Origin of the sequence: Bradyrhizobium sp. DOA1 (assembly GCF_001593325.1) — a bacterium.
Classification (GTDB): Bacteria; Pseudomonadota; Alphaproteobacteria; order Rhizobiales; family Xanthobacteraceae; genus Bradyrhizobium.
Genome location: NZ_JXJM01000001.1, coordinates 4748457 through 4775452, shown reverse-complemented (window position 1 = coordinate 4775452; position 26996 = coordinate 4748457). Strand labels below are relative to the sequence as shown.

The 26996-nt window shown below is 64.4% G+C and carries 26 protein-coding genes; 11 read left to right on the top strand and 15 right to left on the bottom strand.

Features of this window, described 5'->3' with window-relative positions:
* Window positions 1-4 precede the first annotated feature (4 nt).
* The gene (locus SE91_RS22330) at window positions 5-286 is read right to left on the bottom strand and encodes a hypothetical protein (protein ID WP_061849137.1); all 282 of its coding nucleotides are present in this window, start codon (window positions 284-286) and stop codon (window positions 5-7) included.
* Window positions 287-600: 314 nt separating this feature from the next.
* Between SE91_RS22330 and SE91_RS22325 the strand changes: the two genes are divergently transcribed.
* The 3 genes from SE91_RS22325 to SE91_RS22315 all read left to right on the top strand — a co-directional run bounded on the left by SE91_RS22325 (window position 601) and on the right by SE91_RS22315 (window position 2337).
* Entirely contained in the window at window positions 601-1788 is a 1188-nt protein-coding gene (locus SE91_RS22325) for a CaiB/BaiF CoA transferase family protein (protein WP_061849136.1), read from the top strand.
* Between the two features lie 145 nt (window positions 1789-1933).
* Entirely contained in the window at window positions 1934-2161 is a 228-nt protein-coding gene (locus SE91_RS22320) for a hypothetical protein (RefSeq protein WP_349540755.1), read from the top strand.
* Window positions 2158-2337 carry a hypothetical protein gene (locus SE91_RS22315; RefSeq protein WP_061849135.1) on the top strand — a complete coding sequence of 60 codons (180 nt, stop codon included), beginning with the start codon at window positions 2158-2160 and terminating at the stop codon, window positions 2335-2337. The genes SE91_RS22320 and SE91_RS22315 overlap by 4 nt, the downstream gene beginning before the upstream one ends.
* A gap of 167 nt (window positions 2338-2504) precedes the next feature.
* Here SE91_RS22315 and SE91_RS22310 read toward each other — a convergent pair whose 3' ends face one another.
* Window positions 2505-3227, bottom strand: coding sequence for a DUF72 domain-containing protein (locus SE91_RS22310; RefSeq protein WP_061849134.1), 723 nt, complete (start codon window positions 3225-3227; stop codon window positions 2505-2507).
* A gap of 64 nt (window positions 3228-3291) precedes the next feature.
* On the opposite strand from SE91_RS22310, the gene SE91_RS22305 reads away from it, so the two are divergent.
* Entirely contained in the window at window positions 3292-3552 is a 261-nt protein-coding gene (locus SE91_RS22305; RefSeq protein ID WP_245318491.1) for a hypothetical protein, read from the top strand.
* Between the two features lie 7 nt (window positions 3553-3559).
* On the opposite strand, the gene SE91_RS22300 is transcribed toward SE91_RS22305, so the two are convergent.
* The 4 genes from SE91_RS22300 to SE91_RS36440 form a co-directional block, all read right to left on the bottom strand.
* The gene (locus SE91_RS22300; RefSeq protein ID WP_061849133.1) at window positions 3560-4708 is read right to left on the bottom strand and encodes an amidohydrolase; all 1149 of its coding nucleotides are present in this window, start codon (window positions 4706-4708) and stop codon (window positions 3560-3562) included.
* Between the two features lie 213 nt (window positions 4709-4921).
* Window positions 4922-6010, bottom strand: coding sequence for a mandelate racemase/muconate lactonizing enzyme family protein (locus SE91_RS22295; RefSeq protein ID WP_061849132.1), 1089 nt, complete (start codon window positions 6008-6010; stop codon window positions 4922-4924).
* An 86-nt stretch (window positions 6011-6096) separates the two neighbouring features.
* Complete coding sequence (locus tag SE91_RS22290; RefSeq protein ID WP_061849131.1) at window positions 6097-7302, bottom strand: M20/M25/M40 family metallo-hydrolase; 1206 nt, start codon at window positions 7300-7302, stop codon at window positions 6097-6099.
* Between the two features lie 188 nt (window positions 7303-7490).
* Window positions 7491-7772 (bottom strand): hypothetical protein, encoded by a 282-nt coding sequence (locus tag SE91_RS36440; protein WP_156489723.1) that lies wholly within the window; start codon window positions 7770-7772, stop codon window positions 7491-7493.
* Between the two features lie 340 nt (window positions 7773-8112).
* On the opposite strand from SE91_RS36440, the gene SE91_RS22280 reads away from it, so the two are divergent.
* Both SE91_RS22280 and SE91_RS22275 read left to right on the top strand, forming a co-directional pair.
* Window positions 8113-9351 carry an efflux RND transporter periplasmic adaptor subunit gene (locus SE91_RS22280; RefSeq protein ID WP_061849129.1) on the top strand — a complete coding sequence of 413 codons (1239 nt, stop codon included), beginning with the start codon at window positions 8113-8115 and terminating at the stop codon, window positions 9349-9351.
* A 1-nt stretch (window position 9352) separates the two neighbouring features.
* Complete coding sequence (locus SE91_RS22275; protein ID WP_061849128.1) at window positions 9353-12529, top strand: efflux RND transporter permease subunit; 3177 nt, start codon at window positions 9353-9355, stop codon at window positions 12527-12529.
* A gap of 70 nt (window positions 12530-12599) precedes the next feature.
* Here the strand turns inward: SE91_RS22275 and SE91_RS22270 are convergent, their stop codons facing one another.
* Together SE91_RS22270 and SE91_RS22265 are read right to left on the bottom strand one after the other, a co-directional pair.
* Complete coding sequence (locus tag SE91_RS22270) at window positions 12600-13847, bottom strand: MFS transporter (protein WP_061849127.1); 1248 nt, start codon at window positions 13845-13847, stop codon at window positions 12600-12602.
* Between the two features lie 106 nt (window positions 13848-13953).
* A complete protein-coding gene (locus SE91_RS22265; protein WP_061849126.1) occupies window positions 13954-15471 on the bottom strand; it encodes a CYTH and CHAD domain-containing protein in 1518 nt (505 codons plus the stop codon).
* Between the two features lie 359 nt (window positions 15472-15830).
* Between SE91_RS22265 and SE91_RS37195 the strand changes: the two genes are divergently transcribed.
* Window positions 15831-16004, top strand: a complete 174-nt coding sequence (locus SE91_RS37195) for a hypothetical protein (protein ID WP_197489499.1) — start codon at window positions 15831-15833, stop codon at window positions 16002-16004.
* A gap of 58 nt (window positions 16005-16062) precedes the next feature.
* Here the strand turns inward: SE91_RS37195 and SE91_RS38075 are convergent, their stop codons facing one another.
* Window positions 16063-16299 carry an HGGxSTG domain-containing protein gene (locus tag SE91_RS38075; protein ID WP_283806316.1) on the bottom strand — a complete coding sequence of 79 codons (237 nt, stop codon included), beginning with the start codon at window positions 16297-16299 and terminating at the stop codon, window positions 16063-16065.
* A gap of 29 nt (window positions 16300-16328) precedes the next feature.
* On the bottom strand, window positions 16329-16991 hold the full coding sequence (locus SE91_RS22260; protein ID WP_245318490.1) for a hypothetical protein: 663 nt from the start codon (window positions 16989-16991) through the stop codon (window positions 16329-16331).
* A 418-nt stretch (window positions 16992-17409) separates the two neighbouring features.
* On the opposite strand from SE91_RS22260, the gene SE91_RS22255 reads away from it, so the two are divergent.
* A complete protein-coding gene (locus SE91_RS22255; protein WP_061849125.1) occupies window positions 17410-18384 on the top strand; it encodes a Bug family tripartite tricarboxylate transporter substrate binding protein in 975 nt (324 codons plus the stop codon).
* A 35-nt stretch (window positions 18385-18419) separates the two neighbouring features.
* On the opposite strand, the gene SE91_RS22250 is transcribed toward SE91_RS22255, so the two are convergent.
* Entirely contained in the window at window positions 18420-18881 is a 462-nt protein-coding gene (locus SE91_RS22250; protein WP_061849124.1) for an NUDIX hydrolase, read from the bottom strand.
* A 104-nt stretch (window positions 18882-18985) separates the two neighbouring features.
* On the opposite strand from SE91_RS22250, the gene SE91_RS22245 reads away from it, so the two are divergent.
* Window positions 18986-20083: a DUF1236 domain-containing protein gene (locus tag SE91_RS22245; protein WP_061849123.1), complete on the top strand. Its 1098-nt coding sequence runs from the start codon at window positions 18986-18988 to the stop codon at window positions 20081-20083.
* 42 nt (window positions 20084-20125) lie between these two features.
* Here SE91_RS22245 and SE91_RS22240 read toward each other — a convergent pair whose 3' ends face one another.
* Window positions 20126-21088, bottom strand: coding sequence for a lytic transglycosylase domain-containing protein (locus tag SE91_RS22240; protein WP_061849122.1), 963 nt, complete (start codon window positions 21086-21088; stop codon window positions 20126-20128).
* Window positions 21089-21271: 183 nt separating this feature from the next.
* On the opposite strand from SE91_RS22240, the gene SE91_RS22235 reads away from it, so the two are divergent.
* Window positions 21272-22306, top strand: a complete 1035-nt coding sequence (locus tag SE91_RS22235; protein ID WP_061851244.1) for a L,D-transpeptidase family protein — start codon at window positions 21272-21274, stop codon at window positions 22304-22306.
* Window positions 22307-22354: 48 nt separating this feature from the next.
* Here SE91_RS22235 and SE91_RS22230 read toward each other — a convergent pair whose 3' ends face one another.
* Together SE91_RS22230 and SE91_RS22225 are read right to left on the bottom strand one after the other, a co-directional pair.
* The gene (locus SE91_RS22230; protein WP_061849121.1) at window positions 22355-23212 is read right to left on the bottom strand and encodes a VOC family protein; all 858 of its coding nucleotides are present in this window, start codon (window positions 23210-23212) and stop codon (window positions 22355-22357) included.
* A gap of 148 nt (window positions 23213-23360) precedes the next feature.
* Window positions 23361-24551, bottom strand: coding sequence for a urate hydroxylase PuuD (locus SE91_RS22225; protein WP_061849120.1), 1191 nt, complete (start codon window positions 24549-24551; stop codon window positions 23361-23363).
* 227 nt (window positions 24552-24778) lie between these two features.
* Between SE91_RS22225 and SE91_RS22220 the strand changes: the two genes are divergently transcribed.
* A complete protein-coding gene (locus tag SE91_RS22220) occupies window positions 24779-26119 on the top strand; it encodes a PQQ-dependent sugar dehydrogenase (RefSeq protein WP_061849119.1) in 1341 nt (446 codons plus the stop codon).
* An 18-nt stretch (window positions 26120-26137) separates the two neighbouring features.
* Here SE91_RS22220 and SE91_RS22215 read toward each other — a convergent pair whose 3' ends face one another.
* Window positions 26138-26938 (bottom strand): SDR family NAD(P)-dependent oxidoreductase, encoded by an 801-nt coding sequence (locus SE91_RS22215; RefSeq protein WP_061849118.1) that lies wholly within the window; start codon window positions 26936-26938, stop codon window positions 26138-26140.
* Between the last annotated feature and the right edge of the window lie 58 nt (window positions 26939-26996).

The following is a 26996-nucleotide window of genomic DNA, read 5'->3' as shown; positions in this document are numbered from 1 at the left end:
GCGATTACCAGGCGTACCAGTAGGGGTCGACCGGCGGATAATAGCGAACGCTCCGATAATATCGGGGTCCGTAATAATATCTCGGTGGACCATAGACCGGCGTATAATAGACCGGCGGCGCCGCAGCGGCGGCCAATGCTCCGGTGAACAGACCCAGGGCGACGGCGGGGCCGATGCCGGGCCCGCCCCAGTGATGATGATGGCCTCGCCAGTGAGCCGAAGCCGGCGCAATCGTTCCGATGAGGAGCGTTGCTGCCGCGGCGATTGCAAGAGCAAGCTTTCTCATGTGACTTCCCTCGAATACGCGCCCGCAATGAACGCGGGCTCTTTCATCCTCTGTATGAGTTTCGTTTCGCCGGACACAGCCGGCAGCGTCTGAAGTTAGGATGTGCGGCGACGACTTCAAGTCTCGGGCTTCACCCCCTCGACGATTGGTCGCAGCGCTGGGCGAAGGCCGGCCACCGGCATTTGCGGCCGGCTCATTCCGCCCGCCGAAACTGCGCGCCGCTCACGTCTTGCGCGCAGGGCATCATGTCCATTGCCGGCTTGCTGCGGTGGACAGTCCCTGTAATCTGACGAAAACACAGGGGGAAGGGATCGATGGGAGGAGTTCTGGAAGGCGTCCGCGTGCTCGATTTCGGGCGCTATATCGCAGGTCCCTATTGCGCGACCTTGCTGGCCGAATTCGGCGCCGAGGTCATTCGCGTCGAGAAGCGCGAGGGCAGCGAGGATCGCTTCGTGGCGCCGGTGGGCGAGAACGGCGAAGGCGCCCTGTTCCTCCAGGTCAATCGCAACAAGAAGTGCATCACGCTCGATCCGATGAAGGCGGAGGGGCAGGAGGTGATGCGCCGCCTGATCGCGACCGCGGACGTGGTCGTCGCCAATCTGCCGCCGCAGACCCTGCGCGCGATGAAGCTCGATTACGAATCGCTGAAGGCGATCAAGCCCGACATCATCCTGACGACGGCGACCGCGTTCGGCGGGCCGGGGCCCTGGTCCGACCGCGTCGGCTTCGACGGCGTCGGGCAGGTGATGTCGGGCGCGGTCTACATGACCGGGGCGGGCGATCCGCCGTACCGGGCCGCGGTGAACTGGGTCGATTTCGGCACGGCGCTGCATTGCGCGTTCGGAACGCTGGCCGCACTGATCGAGCGCGGCAAGTCCGGGCGCGGGCAGATCGTCGAGGGCGCGCTGCTCGCAACCGCTCTGTCCTTCACCAATGCCACGCTGATCGAGCAGGCCGTCATCAACGTCAACCGCGTGCCGACCGGCAATCTCGGCCAGACCTCGGCCCCGGCCGACATCTACCGCACCAAGGACGGCTGGGTGCTGTGCCAAGTCACGGGGAATCCACTGTTCAAGCGCTGGGCGAAGTTGATGGGCGAGGAGGAGTTTTGGCTGAACGACCCGCGCTTCGCCGACGACATCAGCCGGGGCAACAACGGCCCCGTCATCAGCGAGCGGATGGCGCGCTGGTGCGCCGAGCGCACCACGCAGGAGGCCGTCGACACGCTGGGCCAGGCGATGATCCCGACCGGGCCCGTCCTCAGCCCGCAACAGGCGCTGGACCATCCGCACATCCGCGCCGCCGGATTCATGCAGGACGTCGATTATCCCGGCCTGCCGAAGTCCGCGCCGGTCGCGCGCGCCGCCGTCCGCCTGTCTGAAACGCCGGGCGGGATCGCAACGCGTCCGCCGACGCTGGGCGAGCACACCGATCGCGTCCTGACCGAGTTCGGCTATGACGAGGCCGCGATCGCCGCGCTTCGGCAGGGCGGCGTGATCTAGCGCCGCCCGCCCCCGGACGGAGCGGCGCTCTAGCGGCGAAGGAGCATCTTGACAGCGCGACCGGCTTGAATATTTTTCCGCCCGGAAGATCGCTCTTCCGATATCGCGAAATCAAAAGGACCGTGAAAGACCGTCAGGAGTGACGATGATGCTCGATCAGGATTTGGCCCGCATCCGGGCGCACCGCAACAACCTCCAGCGCTATCGGCGCCTGCTAAGGACGAAGCTGTCGGAGATCGAACGTCAGTTCATCGAACGTCGCCTCGCCGAGGAGCAGGCCGCACTCGACGCCCTCGCTGCCGATGTCTTCCCCGCCGCGTTCACCCTTCCGAACATGCCGTCGGCATCCGCTGCAATGGGAGCGGAACGATGAGCGATGTCCGCGCCCTGCTCATCCGCGGCAGCGAGAAGGTGATCGAGCACTATCGCGTGCTGCTGGCCGGCGCGAAGACCGAGAGCGAGCGCCAGCTTTATCGTAACAGGATCGAACGCGAGCAGCGCCTGCTCGAGACTCTGCAAGGCGGCATCCCGCAGCGTTCGGCGGCTTGAGCGCACGCTTCGTCCTTCGAGACGACCGCTTGCAGCGGTCTCCTCAGGATGAGGCTCAGCGGCCCTTCCGCCGATCGATTGCTGCCGCGCGCTCCGTCCTCATCCTGAGGGCCCGCCGTAGGCGGGCGTCTCGAAGGATGCGCGACGGGTGAGCTGTCCGCCGCGCCTCACAGCAATTGCTTCAACGCCCGTGCATCGGCCGGCGCTGCGCTCTTCTGGTCGTTGTCGAAATAGACATAGACGTCGCAGCCCTGCCGCTTCCACGACTTGATGCGCCGCGCCCATTGCGTGAGCGTGGCCTTGGTGTAGTGCCCGTGATAGCGCCCGCCCGGGCCATGCCCGCGCACATAGACGAAATCCGCCGTGCGCTTCCAGGGCGAGGGCGCATCGTGATGGTCGGACAGGCACAGCGAGATGTTCTCCTCGGCCAGCATTCGCAGGATGCGCGGCTGATACCAGCTCGGATGCCGGAATTCGAAGCTGTAACGCCGTTTCCTCGACAGCAGCTTGAAGAACGAGGCGAGCCGGTCGGCGTTCGCCTCGAATTGCGGCGGCAGCTGGAACAGGATCGGGCCGATCTTGCCGCCGAGCCGTGAGATGCGATCCTCCAGCAGCTCGAGGCTGTTGACGGAGCGATCCGACAGGCGCTTCCAATGCGTGATGAATTTCGACGCCTTCCAGGCGAAGATGAAATCGCGGCCGGTCTGCTCCCGCCAGCCCGTCACCGCCTCCGGCGTCGGCGTGCGGTAGAACACGCCGTTCAGCTCGGTGGTGTCGAACTGGTCAGCGTAGTAACGCAGCTGCTGCTTCAGCGGCAGGCCTTCGGGGAAGAACGGGCCCCGCCAGGAATCATAGTGCCAGCCGGAGGTGCCGATCAGAACGCGCGCCATGGGTCACGTGCCATCCATTGTCCTTTTGCCGGATGGGAACGTCCGTGCGGCCGATACGTTGCTCGTGAGCTTGATCAACGCAGGACCGGAACCGATGTACGCGCTGTTCGAAGGCAACAAGCAGATCGGCGATCCCTTTCCCACCGAGAAAGAGGTGTGGGAGGCCGCCTTGATCGAGGGTCTCGTGACCGACGTTCCCGTTGCGGACGAGGAAGGCGGCAGCCGCCTGCGGCCCGCCGGCTATCACGTCGCCCAGGTGGCCGAGCATGTGGACGAGACGTTCGCGCCGCGGCCCGAATGGAAGTTGCCGCGCGAGATCTCCTGAAGAGGCTCTAGTTCGACGTCAGCGCCGTCTTGGCGACCTCGGCCATCCAGCCCGATGCCACCGGCAGGATCGCGTCATTGAAATCATAGCGTGGGCCGTGCAGCTCGGCGCCATCGCGCAACTCGCCGTTGCCGATCCAGACGAAGGCGCCGGGCCGCTGCTGGAGGTAGAACGCGAAATCCTCACCGGCCATGCTGGGCGCGAGGTCGCGCCGCACGGGAGCCTGCACCTTCTCCGCGGCGATGCGGGCGAGTTCCGCTTCGGCCGGCGTATTGACCACCACACCTACGCCCCAGACGATCTCGGGCGTGACCTTGACGCCGAAGCTGGTCGCAATTCCCGCGCAGGTGCGCTCGATCCCGTTGAAGATGATGTCCTTCACCGCGTCGCGATGGTACCGCAGCGTGCCGCGGAGGGTCACTCGCCCGGCGATCTGATTCGGCGCGGTGCCGCCTTCGATCGTGCACAGCGAGAGCACGGCGGTGTCGAGCGGATCGACGCCGCGCGAGGTGATCGATTGCAGCGCCACGATCAGATGGCCGGCCGCCACCACCGGATCGCGCGTCAGATGCGGCATGCCGGCGTGCCCGGCATGACCCTCGATGGTGATGGTGATGCGCCCGCCCGAGGCCATGACGACGCCGTCATGCACCGCGATGGTGCCGGCGGCGAGGCCCGGCCAGTTGTGGAAGCCGAACACCCGCTCCATCGGGAAGCGATCGAACAGCCCGGCCGCGACCATCGCGCGCGAGCCGCCAAAACCTTCCTCCGCCGGCTGGAAGATGAAGTCGACCGTGCCGCTCCAATCGGTATCGGTCGCGAGCAGCGCTGCTGCGCCGAGCAGCGAAGCCGTGTGCCCGTCATGGCCGCAGGCGTGCATCACGCCTGCTGTCGTCGAGGCGTAGGGCAGGCCGGTATCCTCGGTGATCGGCAGCGCATCCATGTCGGCGCGCAGGCCGACCCGCCTCATCGCATGCCCGCGCGTCAACGTCGCGACGATGCCATGTCCGCCGATGCCCCCCACGAAGGGAATGCCGAGCTCGGTGAGCCTGTCCTGCACGAAGGCGGCAGTCGCCTTTTCCTGCAGCGACAGCTCGGGATGCGCATGCAGGTGCTGGCGCCACGCGGTCAGTTTCTGGTGCAACTCGGGTGTCAAGGTGGAGGCTCTTTCGGAAGATGTCGGTTGCCGCCACCATAGCGGAATATTCGCGCTTGATAGCAGCCAAGAAGACGGTGAGCTCCCTCTCCCGCTTGCGGGAGAGGGCTGGGGAGATGGTGCCTCCGCGATGGGATACTCCCGGCGTGGAAAAAACCTCACCCGCGCCTGCGGCGCGACCTCTCCCGCAAGCGGGAGAGGTAAGGCAGAGCCCTAAGCCGCCAGCTTCGCCAGCCCCTTCCAGTCAAAACTGATGCCATGGCCGGGGCGGTCCGGCGCGAGCGCCATGCCGTCCTTCAGCACCAGGGGATGCTCGATATATGTGTCCAGCCCAAACCCATGCGCCTCCAGATACGACCGGTTCGGGCAGGCCGCGAGCAGGTGCACGGTGATGTCGTGCGCGCCGTGGCTGGTGACGGGCAGGTTGAAGGCCTCCGCCAGCCGCGCGATCTTCATGAAGGCGCTGACGCCGCCGCAATTGGTGACGTCGGGCTCGGGATATGACACCGCGCCGCTGGCAATGTAGTTCTTGAACTCCCACAGCGAGCGCAGATTCTCCCCCGCCGCGATTGGCACGCCGCCGGCCTGCATGATGCGTGCGTGGCCCGCGACGTCGTCGGGAATGATCGGCTCCTCGAGCCAGGTGAGGTCGTAGGGAACGAAGGCACGGGCGGCGCGAATGGCCTCCTCCACCGTCCATTTCATGTTGGCATCCGCCATCAGCGGAAAACCGTCGCCGAGATGCTGCCGCATCGCGGAGACTTTCGCGACGTCCACTTTCAAATCGGGCCGGCCGACTTTCATCTTGATGGCGCGAAATCCCTTGGCGAGATTGCCGTCGGTCTGCTTGAGCAGCGCATCGACCGAGAGATCGAGGTCGATGCCGCCGGCATAGCATGGCACGCGCGAATCGAACCCGCCGAGCAGGCGGAACAGCGGCAGCTTGGCGCGCCGCGCCTTCAGGTCCCACAGCGCGATGTCGAGCGCGGAGAGCGCCAGCACGGTCGGCCCGCCGCGCCCGCCATAATGCAGCGCCCACCAGACGTGATGCCAGATCGCTTCGGTGTCCTCGGCCTCGCGCCCTTCCACCAGCGGCGCGATCTCGCGCTTGAGGATGTCGGCAGTCGCCCCGCCGTTGCGGCCCACCGTGTACGTATAGCCAACGCCCTCGGCGCCGTCGGCATCACGGATGCGACAGGTGATCAGCTCGAACGCGGTGATCTCGCCATGGGTGCTATCGGAGAGCGTGACGGGGAGGGGGATCCGGTAGAGCCCGGTCTCGATGCTTGCGATGCGTGGCATTGTTCCTTCCTGCGTTCCTTCCTGCTGTTTTGTTGCAGGCTAGGACGATGCGCAGCGCCCGACAAGCGCGCGCCGCGCAAGGCACCTCACCGCATCGTCGCGAGCTGCACCGCCAGCGCACAGGCGCGGTCGTATTCGTCGAGGTTGATCCATTCGTCGATCGTGTGCGCCTCGTTCTGGCCGGCGCCGAAGGTCACCGTCGGAATGCCGTGGCGGACCATCCAATTGGCGTCCAGGCCGCCATTGGCGGCGCGCACGTTCGGAGTGCCACCCACGGCCGAGACTGCCTCGATGGCGCGTTTGACCACGGGCAGGCTCTCCTTCATCCGGAATGGATAATAGTCGGTCTCGGCCTTGAACTTGACCTTGCCGGACTTGCCTTGCGCGTTGGTCACCTTCTTGGCCGCCTTCTCGAACGCGGCCTTGTAGGCCTTGGTGATCTCCTTGAAGAATTTTCCGTCATGGCTGCGGCTTTCGCCGCGCACATGCACGTAATCGGTGACGACATTGGTGGCATCGCCCGCCGGGCGGCCCTCGCCGCCGGTGACGGGCCCGACATTGCTGGTGCCCTGCCGGGCGCTCGCGCCCTTGCCCTTCAGCACCTTGCCGAACCAGCCGCCGGCCTTCACCTTGGCGAGCGCGAGCGCCATGATCATGGTCGAGGAGATGCCGCGCTCGGGCGCGACGCCGGCATGCGAGGCGCGGCCGAAGATCTCGACGGTCCAGCGATCGGCGCCGACCGCACCGATGATGACGTTGGAGGCCGAGCCGCCGTCATAGTTGAAGGCCATCACCGGCGAGCCGAGCTCGTCCAGCTTGACGTGGCGCGCGCCGTAGAGCCCGCTCTCCTCGCGCACGCAGAACAGCAGCGTGAGCGGCGGATGGTCGAGCTTTTGCTTTTCAAGCTCGGCGGCCAACGTCACCAGCACGCCGCAGCCGCAGCGATTGTCGCCGCCGAGCGCAGTCTTCGCTTCATTGACGATCTTGCGGCCGGATTTCTTCGGCTTGGCGCCGGCGCAGAGCGGCACGGTGTCCATATGGGTCATGAACATGATGCGCGGCTGGTTGTGCAGCGCGCCGCGGCCGGGCAGGTCGACGATGAGGTTGCCGGTCTCGGTCGGCACGGGAATGCGGCTGTTGGCATCGTCGAGCCGGATCGCCTTCGCCGGCACGCCGCTCTCCTTCAGCGCGGCCGTGAGCTCACGCCCGATCGCCGCCTCCTGTCCGGTGACGCCTTCCACGGACAGGAAGCGCATGAGGCGATCGGTGGCAGCTTTGGTGTCGACAGGCATGGATCTCATTTCCCTTGATGCGATGCCTGTCAGCATCCCCCGCCGCACCACGTTATGCAAGCTCGCCCCGACGCATGAGCGACGGCGCTGCGTTGCCGGGCGCGCATGGTCCCGATGCGGCGACGGCTGTCGTGATCTGCCGGCGCAAGCGCGTACCCGGCGGCGCGAATCGGTTGCTTCTGCGCTTTCTAATTCCTGCATTCCGAATTGTGTGAGCACACGTTCGATTGCTCGAGTTTGGAGAAATTTTCGGTCGCGACGAATACGAGAAACCCGAGCAGCACCATTGCGGCGATGTTCAAGCGCATGCTGGGGCCATTCGCAGCGCGGCGATCTTTCTCGAACTTCGAGAGATCGAGTATGCGAAGAACGTCGTCGGTCCGCACATCATCGGCCGGAGCTCCGCCGGTCTCTGATCGTTTTCGAAACGGTATGACATTTCCCAGATGATCAGGCCGATCGGCTTTCATCTTGCGCCTCAAACAACAGTTCGCGTCGCCATCAAGATTTTGATGATAGGCCCGGCTCTTGGTGGACGTTCCAGAAATTCTCGGATGCTGGCGCAATTCAGCGTGATGCCGCGGAGATCGTCGGCGCGCGCGCATATTGTTTCTGTCTGTTGCTCGCCTCCGTTGAATGTCTTCCGACTCGGAAGATCAGCGTGCTCGAATGATCGGTGCTCGAATTTACGCACGAGCGAACATGACGGTTTGTACAGAATGTCGCACGCAATCGTTATTTTGAGGCCGAGATGTTGTCCGCGATACTTTCCATCCAAAGCAGCGCGTTCATGTGAAATCGAAGAGTTGGATGGCCATCAATCTGACAAGGCGACCGAAGCTCAGCGCCACGCTGCTTGGAATCCTTGTACTAGCCGCGACAGGCTACGGCTTGTGGGTTGAGCTCCTCGGGAGCGTCAAGCCGGTCGAAGCGGCCGCTCAAAGCGCTTCCAGTCAGTCTGCTGTCAAGATTCCCGTGACCTCTTTCGAGGTGAAGAAGAGCGACTTTCCCGTGCACATCTACGGTCTTGGAGTCGTCTCACCGTTCAAGACGGTGACGGTCAGGAGCCGTGTCGACGGTCAGATCACGAAGGTGTTCTTCAAGCAGGGGCAGATGGTGAAGGAGGGCGATCCGCTTCTGCAGATCGATCAACGCCCTTTCACCGCGGCTCTGGAGCAGGCCGTAGCGAAGAAGGCACAAGACGAGGCCAGCCTGAGGAACGACCAGTTAAACCTGGAGCGATTTCAGAAGCTCGCCAAACAGCAATTCGAGACCCAGCAAAATCTCGATACCCAGCAGGCGCTGGTCGATCAGATGACGGCGCAGGTGAAGGGCGACCAGGCCGCCATCGACAACGCGCAGACCAATCTCGGTTACACCTCCATCAAGGCGCCGATCAGCGGACGCATGGGCTTCCGGCTGGTCGATCCCGGCAACATCGTGCATGCCGCGGATACGACGGGCATCGTCACCATCGCCCAGCTGCAGCCGATCGCCGTGCAGTTCACGGAGCCGGAAGACCAGTTGCAGGCCATCGCCAAGGCCTTTGAAGCCGGCGAGGTGCCCGTCGAGGCGCTGTCATCGGACGGAGCGCGGACATTGTCGCACGGCAGGCTCGCGATCATGGACAATTCGGTGAATCAGTCGACCGGGACCATCGGTCTGAAAGCGCGTTTCGACAACAAGGACAACGCGCTGTGGCCCGGCCTGTCCGTCAACACGCGGATGCTGGTCGACACGCTCAGGCAGGTCGTCGTCGTGCCGCAGGACGGCGTGCAGCACGGGCCGTCCGGCCTGTTCGCGTATGTGATCGGCGACAATGGCAAGGTCAGCAGCAGGCCGATCAAGGTCGGTGAGAGCGGCGATGCGAATGCCGTGGTGGCCCAGGGCTTGAACGTTGGCGACAGGATCGTGGTGGCCGGGCAATCGCGCTTGTTCGAAGGCGCCTTGGTGGACGAAAAGCCGCTGGTCGCTGCGGCCGCGCCGACGACGGATGCGAGCGCCGCCGCAAACCAGGCCAAGGTCGGCAAGGCCGGATCGGCTGACTGACATGGCTGGCGGCATCTCGGCTCCCTTCATTCGCCTCCCGATCGCGACGTCGCTGCTGATGGTCGGTATCCTCTTCGTCGGGATCATCGCCTATCCGCAATTGCCGGTGGCGCCGCTGCCGGAAGTCGACTTCCCCACCATCCAGGTCTCCGCCAGTCTTCCCGGCGCGGATCCCGAGACCATGGCGTCCTCGGTGGCGCAACCGCTCGAATCGCAGTTCGCGTTGATACCCGGCGTCTCGGAAATGACGTCGTCGAGCCAGACCAGCTCGACCCAGATCGTCCTGCAGTTCGATCTGTCGCGCAACATCGACGGTGCGGGGTCCGACGTGCTTGCCGCCATCAATGCCGCGAGCGGGCAATTGCCCAAGACGATGCCGAGCACCCCGACCTACAGGAAGGTCAATCCGGCGGACTCGCCCATTCTCCTGCTTGGCGCCACGTCGAAGACGCTGCCGATGACCCAGGTGTCGGACGAAGCCTACACCAAGCTCGCGCAAGCAATCAGCCACATCAGCGGGGTTGGCCAGGTCAGTGTCGGTGGGCAGCAGGCGCCGTCGATCCGGGTCCAGATCGATCCCGCCAAGCTGGTCGCCAAAGGCCTGTCGCTGGAAGACATCCGGACCCCGCTCTCGGTGATATCGGTCAACAATCCCAAGGGCACTCTCAACGGAGATACCCGCACATACACCGTCTACGCCAATGACCAGTTCACCAAGGCCGAGGCCTGGAACGACATCGTCATTGCTTATCGCAACGGCAGTCCCGTCCGCGTCGGCGACATCGGCCATGCCGTCAGCGCGCCGTTGGACAATACGCAGTACGGCTGGGCCGACGGCAAGCCCGGCGTCTTTCTGGTCATCTTCAAGCAGCCCGGCGCCAACGTCATCGACACCGTCGACAATGTGATGAAGCAGCTGCCGCACCTCAAGGCAGGCATCTCGCCTGCCATCGACATCCAGGTGTTGTCGGACCGCACGCAGACCATCCGTGCGGCGGTGAAGGACGTGCAATTCACCCTGCTCCTGACGATCGGCCTCGTCGTGATGGTGATCTTCGTTTTCCTTCGCAGCGTGTGGGCCACCATCATTCCATCGATCACGGTGCCGCTCGCGCTGCTCGGCGCCTGCGCACTGATGTGGATGGCCGGCTACAGCCTCGACAATCTGTCCCTGATGGCCCTCACCATCGCGGTCGGCTTCGTGGTCGACGATGCCATCGTGATGCTCGAGAACATCTCCCGGTATATCGAGGAAGGCGAGACGCCGATGGCCGCCGCGGTCAAGGGCGCGGGCGAAATCGGGTTCACGATCATCTCGATCTCCGTCTCGCTGATCGCGGTCCTGATTCCGTTGCTGCTGATGGGCGGCATCATCGGCCGCCTGTTCCGGGAGTTTTCGGTGACACTGGCGATGACGATCGTCGTGTCGGCCTTTGTGTCGTTGACGCTGACGCCGATGATGGCCTCGCGCTTCCTCAAATCGCACGACGAGGAGCATCACGGCAGGCTCTATATGCTCAGCGAGCGGATGTTCCAGGGCCTGGTGGACGGCTATGAACGCGGCCTCGACCTCGTGCTGCGCTTTCGCTTCGCGACCCTGATGGTGTTCTTCGCGACGATAGCCCTGACCGTCTACCTGTTCGTGATCATCCCCAAGGGATTCTTTCCGCAGCAGGATACCGGGCTGATCACCGGGATCGTCGAAACGTCGCAGGACGTGTCGGTCGCGGACATGGCGAAACACATGCAGGAGATGGGAGCGATCGTGCTGAAGGATCCGGCGATCGACCACATGGCCATGCGCATGGGCGGCAGCGGAAATACGCTCAACGACGGCAACATGTATATCACGTTGAAGCCGCGCGATGAGCGTGACGCGTCGGCCGACCAGGTCATCCGTCGCCTGCAGGTGCAGACGGCGAAGGTTCAGGGCGCGCGTCTTTATCTACAGTCGGCACAGGACGTTCGCGTCGGCGGCCGGGCCTCCCGCACGCAGTTTCAGTTCACCCTGCAGTCGACCGACATGGACCAGCTGAGCACATGGGCCCCCAGGCTGCTCGACAAGATGAAGCAGATGCCCGAATTGCGCGACGTCGCTTCGGATCAGCAGGCGTCGGGCACCACGCTGACGCTGACGATCGACCGCAATCAGGCCGCGCGTTTCGGGATCACCCCCGACGTCATCGACGCGACGCTGTATGATGCATTCGGGCAGCGGGAAATCGCGACCTATTCGACGCAACTGTCCACCTATTACGTCGTCCTCGAGGTGCTGCCCTCGCTGCAGAAGAATCCGTCTACGCTGGAGCAGATCTATCTGCGTTCCCCGACGACGGGCGGTGAGGTGCCGTTGTCGGCGTTCGCGAAGTGGACCACGGCCCCGGTGCGGCCCCTGGCCATCAATCATCAGGGCCAGTTTCCGGCGGTGACGATCTCCTTCAACCTCGCTCCCAATGTCGCCCTGGGCGAGGCGACGCAGGCGATCGACGCGATGGAAAGGCAAATGAACGTGCCGGCCGCCATCACGTCGACGTTCCAGGGAACGGCAAAGGCGTTCCAGGAGTCTCTCTCCTCGGTGCCGCTCTTGATCGTGGCGGCACTGATCGTGGTGTATCTCATCCTCGGCGTGCTCTACGAGAGCTACATCCACCCTCTGACGATCCTGTCGACCCTGCCGTCAGCCGGTGTCGGCGCTTTGGCGACGCTCCTCATCTTCCACTTCGACTTCAGCCTGATCGGGCTGATCGGGCTGGTTCTGCTGATCGGCATCGTCAAGAAAAACGGCATCATGCTGGTCGACTTTGCGATCGTGGCGGAACGGGATCAGGGCATGTCACCGGTCGAAGCCATTCGCCGGGCATGCCTGCTGCGCTTCCGTCCGATTCTGATGACCACGATGGCGGCGGTGCTGGGGGGCGTGCCGCTGATGCTGGGCCACGGGACCGGCTCGGAGCTCCGTCAACCGCTCGGCTACGCCATGGTCGGTGGTCTCTTGGTCAGCCAGGTCCTGACGCTTTTCACCACGCCGGTGGTCTATCTTTATCTCGACCGCGTCTCGCAATGGCTCAGTCCGGATCGACACGGCGATCGTCAAGACGAGGGTGTCGTCGACAGCGGTGAGCTGGACGTGGTCGACAGGATACCCCGGAAGACATCCAAGGTTCTTGCAGCGCAGTGACCGTTCATAGTCCCCGCCAGGGCTGCGATGCGGTCATGGCCGCTGAACTGCTGCCGATGACGGCCCGCTTCTATGGGCTCGGCGAGGTGTAAGCCAAAAAGATCAGCACGCCGAGGGCCAGCATCGCAGCCATGAACAGCAGCACCGCCGGCAGCCCCGCGAGTGCCGCCACCGCGCCGGTCACCGACTGCATCAAGGCCGCGCCGAGAAAGAAGGCGAGGTTCACCGCCGCAAGCGCCTTGCCCGCTGTCTGCGCATCGACCAGCTGCCGGGACATGCCGAAGATCAGCGGCTGGGCGGAGGTCGCAAGGCCGATCAGCACGAACATCACGAGGTCGTATTGCGGCGGCATCACCGAGAAGCCGAACAGCATGGAGACGGCGTAGCCCGGCGCGCCCAGCGCCATCAGCGCCAGGAACAGCGCCCCGACCATGTGCGTGGCTGCCACCAGCGCGCGGCGGCGGTCGAGCCTGCGGTCGATGATGCCGATGCACAGCGGGCCGGCGATCATTGCCAGCGTGAACGCGCCGAGCTGGTTGCCGGCCTCGACCCGCGACAATCCCTTGATCTCCATTAGCCATGGCCCGCCCCACAGGCCGCGCAGCACCAGAGAGGTCGCCAGCGACACCAGCGCGAGCGCGATCAAGCCGCGCAAGGGCCGCGATAGGCCGAGCCTGAGCACCTCGATCATCTGCGACAACGGCGAGGAGTCGTCCTTGTGCTCGGCCGCCTGGTGCGGCACCAGCGCGAACACCGCGAGCGCAACCGCGACGCCGCCGGCCGCGGAGAGCCAGAACCCTGCGCGCCAGCCCCAGGCGTCGACCACGAAAGCGAGCGGGCTCGACGACAGCAGCATGCCGATATTGCCGATCGAGAGGATCGCGCCCGACCACAGGCCGAATCGCGCTGCCGACAATTGCTTGGCCGCCAGCGTCATCGGGCACATCAGCATGCCCGAGGTGGCGACGCCAAGCAGCACCTGCCCGAGCGCAAAGCTGGCGGGGCCGCTTGCAAACCCCGACGCGATGGCCCCGATCACGGTTCCCGCGAGCAGGCTGAGCGACACCGGGCGCACGCCAAAACGATCCATCGCCGCGCCGACCGGGATCTGAGCTGCGGCGAAGGCAAAGGGATAGACCGAGGTGAGGCTGGCGAGGGCCTGCGGCTCCATGTGGAAGTCCGCGGCCATCAGATCGAGGCTGACCGCGGGAATCGTGCGCAGCAAGGTCGAGAGCATGTGCCCGCAGGCCAGCGCAAGCAGCGCAAAGATCAGCGCGCGGGTGGCGTGTCCCGCTTCATCCGTGGTAGCGGCCGTCATGAGCGTCCCGTCCCGAGAAGGTTTGGATCGGCCTACATGATCGCGGGCCGGGCGCCAATGACCGCAGCGGGACCCCCTCATTCCGGAATGGGGCTACTTCGCTCTCCTAGGCTCCCCCGTTCGGCACCGCGCGCAACCGGCGCAACCGGTGCAGCGCCTTTGCTGCGTCCTTCATCAGGCCGTCGGCGGCCTTGCGTTCCTGGCCGACGATGACGCCCGATGCGAAAGCCTGGGCGCGGCGGTGGGCGGGCGGCGCCGTCAGCGCAGCCTCCGTGGCCAGCTCGCGGTGCGACATGAAGTCGTTCAGCTTTCCCATCGCGGATTGGATCCGCTTCAGCCGGCCGGACAGGGCTGCAAGCTCCTTCCGGCCGTCGTCGCCGTAGAGGCTTTCGAAGAAGTCGACGGCATAGCGAATCTTCTTGATCTTGATCCGCAGCTTGTGGCGCTCAATCGGCTCGAGGTCGTTCACGTGCTTGCCCTGCTTGCGCGCTTTTCTGATGCGTCGATCGAGCATGTCAGCAGCATAGGCGGCGATCGTGCGGCCGTTCCGGGCATGAGGTCGTTCGCCTTCGATCCACTCGATCATGTCGATCAGCAGCCGGCGGTAACGAGCCGACATGATCGCCTCGCGTGCACGCTCGAATGCCGCGCTGCGTTGCCCCGAAAACCTCTTGCGGATCGCGCGGGCACCGCGCTTCGGCACGCCCTGCGCGGTGATCGGCTGGATGCTCTCCGTCAGGAACACGTCGATTTCTCGGGCAGGCGCCAGTTCGCCCGTGAGCCATTTCAGCTCGGCCTTGATCCGCGCGGTGCTCGCCCGCGGCAGGATATCGGCGAACAGCGAGATGGCCGCTCGCAGGCGCCGCAGGCCGACGCGCATCTGATGAACGCCTTCGGCGTCCATGTCGCGCACCGGATCGGAATTCGTCGCGACGTGCCGCAGCGTCGCATGCGCGATGAGGCGGAACGCCTCGTGTGGCGAGAGCTCGGCCTTCAGCGCGATTGGCTCGGCATGCTGCGCGCCGGCGGCGCCGGCGACGAGCAGATAGCCCTGCTCGGCCTTCGAGCGCAGATCGAGCTCTGCCCCCGTTTTGCGCACGAGATCGCGTGCAAGCCGGAACAGGTCTGCAACATGTCCGGACTTCAGTTCCAGCTCCAGCTCGGCGACGGCCCGCGTCCGTCGCCCGGCGCTGATGCGGCCCCGGTCGACCGCAAGTTCGATCTGGCTCTTCCGGACGCGTCGTGCCTGCGCCGTGCGATGGATGTCGGTCTGAAACACAGGCCTCAGCTTGCGAGGAAACTTTCGGGTCGCAAGGTCTCGCAGCGGCGTATGCTTCGTCTTCTTCAGGTCCGGCCGTGCACCGGAAACTTCGTGCTCCCATTCGCCGCGTGTCACACCGCCGGTGCCGCCTGATTTCACGGTCTGCACATAGCGGTCCTCGACCTTACGGACGCGCAGCGTCAGGCCATGGCGTCTGAGCTTGTGCTTGGTCGTATCGTAATAGGTCGAGATCAGCGACTGCCTGGACACGTCCGGACGCCGCCTGCTCGCGCCGCCGCTTAGCAATATTGACGATAATTTGCGTGGCGCAATGCGAAATTTGAGTTCCGTTTCTGTGGTCATGGCGAACTCTTTCGGTTGCCGAATTCAATGAGACGCCGTCACCGGAAGTTCCGATGTCGTGAATACGTCAGCTCGACTGTCCTCGGGTTGCAAGTCATGGAAACTGCACGGAACGCGGCGCAAGCGTGGCCGATTGATGAGCAGCACAGCACAAGCAAACGAGGCTCCCTTGAGCCGCATGAATGTCATTGCAGTTCTCGTCATCGCGCTGGTCCTCGCCGGCGCCGCTGCGCTCTATCGGCTGGACAACAGCGATGGGGGGCGGAGAGCCGGGCGGATTCGGCAAGGATTGCGTCGGATTGAGTAGGCACGGGCCGCGCCGGGCGTCGACATGAAACCAATAGGCAAAGGAGATCGTCATGAAGCCTACGATCCATCCTGACGATTTCCCGGTCGAAGCGAACGAGACCACTGTCACGACCAACAACGGCAAGCCACTCGCAGACGCCGAAAGCACACCCGTGGCCAAAGAGATCGCCGAACGTCTTAACGAGCAGGCCTATCGCGAGGAGCACGAGCGATGGTCGCCATGAAACGGGAGTTGAACGGCGACCTCGCGATGGACGGTCGTGACTTGGAACACGCCGCGAGCTACTTCAACCCGTCCAGAAGCTTCCAGGATTCATCCAGCAAGTCCCGAATTTGCCGTCGCTCGGTGGTCCGATCCTTGGCGAACATTCCATGCTTCCGGGCATTCTGGTTGCCGCGCGGAGCGCCTGATCGCCGTGCGCCGCCATGCATGCGGCAGCGGGCCTTGCCGTGCAACGCTGGCGCGCGACAAATCGTGCCGCCGCGCGTTCGCGCACCGCAGCGCGGGCTCGACTGCATGGCATCGGTGTTACGGACGTGATCGCTGCTCATGCGCCGGCGCCGTGTTCCACATGGAGCCGGTCGTTGCCGCGATGACTCTTGCGGTCTGCAGCAGCTTTGGCATCGGTCTCTGCCGCGCCGGTCTCCGCAACGATCATGCTGGCATGCTGAGTGACGTTGCCGACGATGGCGCGTCCGCCGTCCTGCACGGACAGGTTCTGCACCGTGATCGCGCGCGCGTCGTTGTTGCGGTGACGGCTCAGCGCCTCGACCTGAGCGGAGAAGGTGCGGGAGAGCCGCGTCAATGCGCGCGTGAGGCTTTCCTGCTGCAACGGATCTTCGGTGCAGGCGAGGCGACAGGCGCAGCGCATGGCCGCCACATGGATGGAGACCATCTGAGACACCAGCATGGCCTCGATGGAATCCTTCGGCGCGATGCTCCCGATCATCGAGATCATGAAGGCGAGATTGGCTTCATCGGGCTTCTGCGCGACCGCGCTCGCCTTGGCCAATTGCCTCAGCATGCCGTGCAGAGCGTCGCGATCGGCGGCGCCGAGCGTCTCAGCCAGCAGCTGCTCGGCGCTTTGCGGGTCGGCATGGCTGATCGCGATGCGATGCTTGTAGAGTTTTACCCGTGGGCGCGCGGCGGGAAGGCTGCGATTGTCGGCCGCAAGCGGCGAGGTGATTTGGCGGTTCGGAGATATCGTCATGGCTCTTGTCCTTTGCAGGCGCAGGCGTGCGAACGAGCCTTCGCCCGTCGCGCGCGAATGCGAATTTCGGATATTGATGGAGGGGTTGCGCGCACCAGGCCGAGGCATCCGCGGGCCGGGCGGCGGGGACGCAGGCGCTTGTTGCGATGGTGGCATTATGCCCCTGTATTGCCCGACGAGTCAAATTAGGTTCGTCGTATCCGAAAGACTCGCAAGTCATTGATTCGACAGTGGTCGGCTACTGTGCATGGGGTTGTTTTCGCACTTCGTGTTTGAGAATTGCACTCTCGTGCCGCGCGGCGGAATGCGGGCACACAAACGCGATTGCGAATTTCGGCACGACCGCTATTCATGATCGTCGACGCGCCGCACCAACAAGCATGCACAGGCGGCGCGGTGAGGCCTAGGGAGGGAACGAATGCAACGAACGCTTCGCCTGCTGGCGATTGTCGCCGCCTTGTGCGTGACGACAGAGGCCCTCGCGCAGAAATATCCGGCACGGCCGGCCAAGATCGTGGTCGGCTTCAGCGCGGGCGGCCCGGTCGACGTCGTCGCGCGCATCGTCGCTGATCGGCTCAGCAACAAGCTCGGCCAGCCCTTCGTGGTCGAGAACCGCGCCGGCGCCAACGGCATGATCGCAGCCGAGGGCGTGGCGCGTGCGGATGCGGACGGCTACACCATCCTCGCTTGCAACTCGTCGACGATCACGCTGAACAAGACACTGTTCAAGGACATCCGCTACGATCCGCAAGTCGATTTTGCGCCGCTCACCACAGTCGTGTCGGCGCCGCTCGTCCTCGTCGTCAATCCCGAGAATCCCAAGACGGCGAACATCAAATCCGTCGCCGATCTCGTCGCCGCGGCGAAGGCCGCGCCGGGCGCGCTCGCTTACGGCTCGGGCGGCAACGGCAATCTCGCCCATCTCGCCATGGAGCTGCTCAGCCAGAAGGCCGGCATCAAGATGATCCACGTGCCCTATCGCGGCGGCTCGGCGGCCGAGGTTGGCATTCTCGCGCAGGAGGTGCTGGCGGTGTTCGATCCGCTCTCCGCCGTGCCGCTGGTCAAGGCCGGCAAGCTGCGCGCGCTCGCGGTGTCGTCGGCCGAGCGGCTGCCGGCGCTGCCCGACGTGCCGACGGTGGCGGAAGCCGGCTATCCGGGCTTCGACATCTCGTTCTGGGTCGGCTTCTTCATGCCGAAGGCAACGCCCGCGCCGATCCTGGAGACGCTGCACCGGGAGATCGTCGCGGCCGCCAAGGATCCGGCTGCCGAGGAGAAGCTCGGCTCGCAAGGCGTCGTATCGGTGCTCGGTCCCACTGAGTACGCCGCCAAGATCGCCAAGGAGACCAAGGATCTCGCCGAGGTCGTGGCCGCGGCGAACATCAAGGCGGAGTGAGGCGAGGGCGGCGAGCGCAGGCCGGAACGACGTTCCTATTCATCGCCGATCATCTGCGCCAGCCGATCGAGCAGCGGGCGCTGTCCGGCGTTGATCTTCTTCCGTGCCTCGTCGAGCGTGAACCATTCGGCCCGGTCGACCTCCGGGAAAACCTGCCGCTTGCCGCTGCGTGGCGGCCATTCCATCTCGAATGTGTTGCTGCGAATGCTGCTCGTGTCGATGTCGAATTTGGCGGCAAACGCGGTGACGCGCTTGCCCCCGCGCTGCTTGATTTGATCTAGGGTCATCAGCGGCACGGTCAGCTCGAGCCCGAGCTCTTCGGCAAACTCTCGCCGCGCGGCGATCTCCGCATCTTCCTCATCCGCATACTCGCCCTTCGGGATCGACCAGGCGCCGAGATCCTTGGTGCGCCAGAACGGCCCCCCGGGATGAACCAGGAGAACTTCGAGCCTGTCCCGCTTCCGATAGGCGAGGATCCCGGCACTCTTCGATGGCATCGCAAGTTTCCTGCAGAAGCGGTCCGCCCTCTCGGGAAAAAGTGGAACTTGGCGTTTTAGCGCAGGTTAGTAGCCAAGTTTCATTTGATGAAAGGGAGTGAACCATGATCCGCCTGTTGGCAACCACCGCATTAGGGCTGGTGCTGGCGAGCGCCGCTTATGCGCAATCGCCGAGCACGACGACCAAGCCCGAGCAGGCCCCGCAATCCCCATCGAATTCCACGGCGCCTTCGACGGCCTCGCCATCTGCCTCGCAGCAGACCACATCGCAGCCGCAGCAATCACCGGCGACGGGAACTTCGGCGCAGAATACGCAGAACACCGGGACCGCCAATTCCGGCTCCGGCACCTCCAACAATGCCGCGAACAACTCGGACACATCGCGGCCGCAGAGCGGCACCGCTAGCTCGAACACCACCGGTAACCAACCCGCGACCCAGCAGAGCGCCAACCCCCCGCCCGCGAGCACGAACCAGGCGCAGGATCGGTCCAATCCACCGCCGGCCAATAGCAATCAGGCCCAGCAGGCGCCCGCCGCATCCGGAACCAATCAGGCTCAGCAGGCGCCGACCAGCAACCAGGCGCAGGGTGAACGGTCCGGAGCCAACTCACAAGCAGCCGCGCAGACCGACGTCAACCTCAACAAGCAGCAGGAGACCAGGATCAGCACCTCGATCTCGCGTCTGAACGTCCGGCCCGTGACCAATGTCAATTTCTCGCTGAATGTCGGCACGGTGGTGCCGCGCGACATTCATCTGTCGACACTACCGCCCGACGTCGTCGAGATCGTGCCGCAATATCGCGGCTACAGCTTTGCGCTGGTGAAGGATGAGATCGTCGTGGTCGATCCCGCGACGTACAAGATCGTGACGGTGCTGCCCTATTCGGGACAGTCCACGGCAACGACGACGACCACGCGCGAGCGCAGCGCCAGCAAGTTCTCGGACCGCGATCGCGAAGCCATCCGCAAGCATGCGAAAACCCGTACCGAGGGGCGCAAGGAAGTGCGGACCACCGGCAGCACCGCGCGCAGTGAAATCCGCGTCGGTGACCGTCTTCCCGAAAGTGTCGAGGTCGAGGAGTTCCCGACCACGGTCTATCGCGATGCGCCTGATCTGCGCGAGTATCGCTACATCCACCGCGACACCCGGACCTATGTCATCGAGCCGCGTGAGCGTCGCGTGATCGAGGAGATCGATTAGCGCAGCGGATATCGGAGCCGCCAGACCTGGCGGCTCCGAACGCTAACCCGACGGCCGTTCGCGTGATGCGAGGCGAACGGCGCGGGCTTTCGCGCTCTTTCCGGCAGCGCGCGCTGCGATCATGCTGCGCGCCTTGTTGCTCGCGGTGACATTCTTCCGAAGCAGCGATGCGAACCGCTTCCGCGCTGCGCTCGTCGTCTGGCGCGCGGCAAGCTGCTCGGACTTGCGGATGATGGTCACCACCGAAGGGGTCAGGTTGACCGGAACCCAGGCGACATCCTTGGCCTTCGAAAGACTGCCGATGCCTTCGCAAGGCGCCTCGCGCGGCAGGTCGATCCGGATCGCAAGCGCTTCGGCGCGTTCGGTCCAGTCCTCGGCCTTTGTGCCCGTGATGATGCGCACATAGTCGCGAGTCTCGCGCGGCAGTTCGCTCTGTTTGGCGAGCCACTTCTGGATGCGGCCGGGGCCGGCGTTGTAGGCGGCTGCGGCAAGGCCGAGATTGCCGAAATCGTCGCGCAGCTTGCGCAGGAATTTTGCCGATGCCGGCAGCGCCTTCATCGGATCGAAGGGATCGTCGAGCCCGACCTCGGCGGCGGTCTCCGGCATGAACTGGGCGACGCCCTGCGCGCCGGCGTGGCTGACTTCGTGGGATTTGAAGCGGCTCTCCTGCCAGATCAGGCGCGCGAAGAACGGCACCGGAATGCCGCTGGCCTCGGCGGCCCCGCGAAGCGCATGACAAAATTTGTCTGTCGGTGAAACCGGCCCCTCGGCGACAGGCTCGATTGCGCGTGGAGGCTCGATCACCTGCTCATGCGCTGCACGAGCGTTGGCGACCTCGATGGCCTGCACACTGACAAGGAAGAGTTCGACCACTGGAACTAGTGGCGAGACCTGAGTGTTCACAAGGACGGTGCGATCGACAATCGATGTTTGCCGGGACGCCGACGAATTCAGGTCGCACATCAGAATCAGAAACGCGGCGCAAGCCGCGACGACAAATCGCATTTGCTGGGGCAACCTCGAACTGTGGGGTGAACTGCCAGCGATGCGCCGGCGATAGGAAGCTGTTAACCGTCTGATTGCGGCAAAGCTGCGATCTCGTCGGTTCCTTCGGTGTTACTACGGTGTTCCCAATGAGAAACTGTCCGCGGCTTTGCGGTCATCATTTGTGAATCGGGACGAATGATCATGATGCGATGGATGCTTGGCGCGGTGATGTTGCTGTGGTTCATCTGCCCGGTGCTCGCGGGCAATCTCGATGCGAAAGCTGTCAATGATGCGGCGCGCTCCGAAAAGCCGCCGGCTACGGACAAGATCAGCGCATCCACGGCGAAGCTTCAGATCCTGCTCGATCGTGCGCAATTCTCCCCCGGTCAGATCGATGGCAAGTTCGGAGAAAACGCGCAGAAGGCGTTGAAGGCGTTCGCTGAGCAGAACGGTCTCGGCTTCGACAAGACGATCGCCCCCGAACTCTGGGACAAGCTGAATGCTGCGAGCGAAGGGTCTGTTCTCGTCGACTACAAAATCACCGACGCAGATGTTAAGGGGCCATTTCTCAAGAAGCTGCCGACGAAGCTCGAGGACATGAAGTCGCTGGAGGCGCTGAGCTACACCAGTCCGCTCGAAGGGCTCGCGGAGAAATTCCACATGAGCGAGGAGCTGTTGAAGGCGCTCAATCCAAAGAAGGCTTTCGACAAGGCGGGCGAGACGATCATCGTGGCCAACATTCCGGCGCGACGGGAGCTTCCACGCATTGCGCGGGTGGAGATCGACAAAGCGAGCGAAACGCTCAAGGCGTTTGATGAGACCGGCCGGCTGATCGCTTATTATCCGGCGTCAGTCGGCAGTGCAGATCGTCCGACACCAACGGGGGCACTGAAGGTCACTGCCGCCCACGAGCAGCCGACTTATCGCTACAATCCCGAGTACAAGTTCAAAGGCGTGAAATCCAAGAGACCGTTCGACATCAAGCCGGGGCCGAACAATCCGGTGGGATCGTACTGGATCGGCCTATCGGCGCAGGGCTATGGCATTCACGGAACGGCCGAACCCGACAGGGTCAGCAAGTCGGCGTCTCACGGCTGCGTCAGGCTGACCAATTGGGACGCGCGTGTGCTCGGCGAGAACGTCAAGCGCGGCACCCCCGTGGTTTTCCTCGATGCACCGACCGATACGTCCTCAAGGCAGCAGGGCGCGCCCGCGGCGAAGCGCGCCTCGAACTAGTCCTCTTGCGCATCGAATCTCGTGACACGCGTCGAGTATCAAGTTGAGTCAGCCAGCAACGAAGGCGAGCAGGGTGCCGTTGGCCTTGGCCGGCGGCACGCAGATCGCGTTCCGACTGCGCATGGCGGCCGAACCGAGCGCCGTTTCGGTTGCTGGGAGATCGCCGCTGACCAGCACCAGCGCCGCGCCGCCGCGTTCGGAGAGACCGGTCAGCGGCACGCCGGGATAGCGTCTGCCGAGCTGGTCCAGCGTTAGATAGACAAAGTCGGCGCGATCTCCGCCGGAAGGCACGGTGGCCGCGCCGTCCGCATCGGTCGTCGGCTCACGGTCGATCAGGCGTGCCAGATGCGCGGCTTCCTTCGCAGGCTCGGGCGTTGCGATCAGCGTCTGCCTGATCCGCTTCGCCGCATTGGCATGCCTCATCAGTTCGGGAATCCACACGGTCTCGCGGGTCTTGTGCTGGCAGGCGAAGATGCGCACGCCGCCCGGCGCTTCCGCGGTCGGCCACATGAAGGTGCGAAATTTTGCCGCCGAGACCCTGCCATCGGGCAGCGTCACAGGCCGCTCGAAATCGGTCGGGCCGATCGGCTCCAGGCCTCGTGCACGGATCTCCTCGGCGCCGGCAGCGGAATCGACTGCAGTGAAGGCGATGCGCTCGATGCCTTCACCGCGCTTGTCGAGGAAGGCGCGCGCGGGGGCATTGAGCTCGGTTGGGGCGAGCACGCCGAGCAGCTCCATATAGTCGGGATCGAACATGATGGTGTAATTGCCCGTGCCCATGTGGACGCTGTGGGTGCCGCGCGGGGACACGGTGAATCCGAGCTGCCGATAATTCTCGGCGGCCTTGTCGAGGTCTTTCACCATGACCACGGCGTGGTCGATACCAATGACGTTCTTGAGGGCCACTGTTCTTTCCCGCACTTGCAAGCTGAGTCTCTGGCCGCGGCAGCGGCGACGGCTCCTGTCTACGCCGGATGGACGGCCAAGTCATTTTCAATTCAGCGGCAGATGCGGAATTTCATTCCGCGAAATGATCCGTCGACGCGCGGCGGCCTCAACGGGCCTGCTCGATATAAGCGGCGAGGATGGCGCGCTCCTCGCTGGTCATCTCGGTGATGTTGCCCGGCGGCATGGCATTCGACCAGGCGGCGACACGGCCAATCAGGCGGATGTTGCGATGGATGTGCTCGGGCGCATCGAGCAGGATGCCTTTCGGTGCGGTGACGATGCCGGCCCAGACCGGCTCGGCGGCGTGGCACATGCTGCAGCGGGACATCACGATGTCCTCGACATTGGCAAGCGTCGGTGGTGCCGGCAGTGCGGCGGACTTGATCTCGCGCGGGCCGGCCGCGGAGAGGAAGAGGATCGCGATCACGCCGATTGCCGCGACGCCCCACACCCACCACGGCGATTTGCGGCCCGCGTGTCGCTCGTTGAAGAAATGGCGGATCACCGGGCCGAGCGCCAGGATGATGGCGACGATGATCCAGTTGTAACGCGTGGCGTAAAGCAGGGGATAGTGGTTGCTGATCATCAGCACGACCACGGGGAGCGTCAGATAATTGTTGTGGACCGAGCGCTCCTTGCTGGCCTTGCCGAGCTTCGGATCCGCCGCCTGTCCCGCGATCAGGCTGGCCACGATCTTCTTCTGGTTCGGGATGATGAGCGCGAAGACGTTGGCGACCATGATGGTGCCGATGATCGCGCCGATCTGGTTGAAAGCGCCGCGGCCGCTCAGCACATGGGTGAAGGCGTAGGTCAGCGCGACCAGGAACAAATAGCCGCCGATGGCGAAGGGCAACTCGCGCTGCGCCAGCCCGCTGCGGCAGGCGGCTTCATAGAGCAGCCATGCCAGCGCGAGGCTGCAGAAGCTGAACAGGCCGGCCTGCAATGGCGAGAGGTCGAGGATGGATTTGTCGACCAGGAACAGATCGGCCTCGAGATAATACACCACCACCATCAGGGCGAAGCCGGACAGCCAGGTGGTGTAGGCCTCCCATTTGAACCAGGTCAGCTCGTCCGGCATCTGGGAAGGCGCGACCAGGTACTTCATGATCCGGTAGAAGCCGCCGCCATGCACCTGCCAGGCTTCGCCTTGCACGCCATTGGGGAGATCGGCTTTGGGCCTGAGGCTCAGATCGAGGGCGATGAAATAGAAGGAACTGCCGATCCAGGCGATCGCGGCAACCACGTGCAGCCAGCGGAGCAGCAGGCTCGCCCATTCCGATATGACGGATCCCCACATGATCTTCCCAACAGTCGCGACAGCGATGCCGCAGCTTTGATGACCGCAACTTCCGCCCTTACAATGTGTCGCATCTATCTGCGGTGTTTTCCAGTACGATGGGGCGCACCCGATGCACATCGTGCGGGCATGAGCTGACGTGGGATGCGGCAGGCCCGAGTTGCGGTAGAGCGTTTGCAGATGATCGGCGTTGATGGTCGGCAGCTAGAGGTGGGGAGGAGGGCGACGTGAAGAGCAGGATTTCGTCCGCAGCGACATCGGCAGTGGTGCTGGTCGCGATTGCGGCCGGCGCGCAGGCCGAACCGGTGTTGCAAGGCAAGGACGCCTATGGCGATTGGCGGGCGGATAAGCCCGGCACGGTCAGGTTGATCCGGCCGCAGGATCTGGTCAGGCCCGGCGCGACGCGGTCGGTCGCGAGCTCGTCGCGTGTGGTGCCGCGTCCGCCGGACGCGGAGCCTCAGGTGCCGGCCGGCTTCAAGATCGAGCTGTTCGCCGAGGGCCTGCGGGCGCCACGCATCGTCAGGGTCGCGCCCAACGGCGATGTCTTCGTTGCGGAGACGCGGGCCGGCACCATTCGCGTACTTCGTGCAGGTGAGGGCAGCAAGGTCGCGAGCAACGAGGTGTTCGCCAGCGGACTGAGACAGCCGTTCGGCATCGCCTTCTTCCCGAACGGCGACAATCCCCAATGGGTCTACGTCGCCAACACCGACAGCGTCGTCCGCTTTCCCTACCAGGCCGGCGATCTCAAGGCGCGCGGCAAGGCGGAAACGGTCGTGGCGAGCCTGCCGCACGATGGCGGTCATTCCACCCGCGACATCGTCTTCACGCCCGACAACAGGCGCATGCTGGTGTCGGTCGGCTCGCTCAGCAACGTCGCCGAGGGCATGGGCACGCCGCCGGGCGGATTGGAGGCGTGGTCGAGAGCGCAACCGCTCGGCGCCACATGGGCCAGCGAAACCGAGCGCGCCGCCGTGCTCGCTTTCACCCCTGACGGCAAGGAGCGCAAGCTCTACGCCACCGGCATCCGCAATTGCGTCGGCCTTGCAATCCAGCCCCAGACCGGCATGCCCTGGTGCTCGAACAATGAACGCGACGGGCTTGGCGATGATCTCGTGCCCGACTTCGTGACCAGCGTGAAGGAGGGCGGCTTCTACGGCTGGCCCTGGTTCTATATCGGCAACAATGAAGACCCGCGCCATGCCGGCGCGCGGCCGGACCTTAAGGACAAGGTGACGGTGCCGGATGTGCTGATCCAGCCGCATTCGGCCTCGCTCGGCATGACCTTCTACCAAGGCGCGCAGTTTCCGCCCGAATACCAGGGCGATGCTTTCGCCGCTCAGCACGGCTCCTGGAACAGGTCGAAGCGCACCGGCTACAAGCTGATCCGCATCCGAATGAAGGACGGCAAGCCGACCGGCGAGTATGAGGATTTCGTGACGGGGTTCGTAGTGAACGACAGCGAAGTGTGGGGCAGGCCGGTGGGCGTGGCGGTGGCGAAGAATGGATCGCTGCTGGTGTCGGAGGACGGCAACGGCACGATCTGGCGCGTGACGCGCGCGGCGCGGTGAGCGAGGAGGAAGAGCGACCTATCCCCGTCTCACGCTGGCCCCGCCATCCACCGGCAGCGTCACCCCGGTGATGAAGTTCGCCTCGTCCGACGCCAGGAACAGCGCGGCATTCGCGACGTCCCATCCCGTGCCCATCTTCTTGCGCAGCGGCACCTTGCCGTCGCGCTCGGCTTCGACCTCGGCGCGGGTCTTGGACCATTCGCGGGCGCGGGTGTCGACGGCCATCGGCGTGTTCATTAGCCCGGGCAGGATGACGTTGGCGCGGATGCCGTATTCGGCGTTCTGGTAGGCGAGCTGTTCGGTGAAGGCGATCATCGCCGACTTGGTCGCCTTGTAGGCGACGTAAGGATAGGTCGTGATCGCCGCCATCGAGGAGATGTTGATGATGGCGCCGCTTCTCTGCGCGCGCATGATCGGGATCACCTCTTTCGCAGCGAGGATGCAGCTCTTGAGATTGATGGCGACGACGCGGTCGAACGCCTCCTCGGTCAGTTGCAGCAATTCGGCATCGCCGCCGGACAGGCTGACGCCGACATTGTTGTGCAGCACGTCGATCCGGCCCCAGCGCGACTGCGCATCCGCAACCATTGCCTTGATCTCGGCAGCTTTGGTCACGTCGGCCTTGAAAGCCGCGGCCGTGCTCTGCTTCGCCGTGATCATCGCGACCGTTTCGTGAGCCGATTCCAGATGATGATCGACGCACAAGACTTTCGCCCCCTCGCGCGCGAAGGTGAGCGCCGTGGCGCGGCCGTTACCCATGCCTTCGCCGGGGCTTTGGCCGGCGCCGACCACGATCGCAACTTTGTCCTTGAGGCGCATCCCGGTTCACTCCCTGATTATTTTCGTGCAGATTAGCAATCGCCCCATTCGGAGAGAA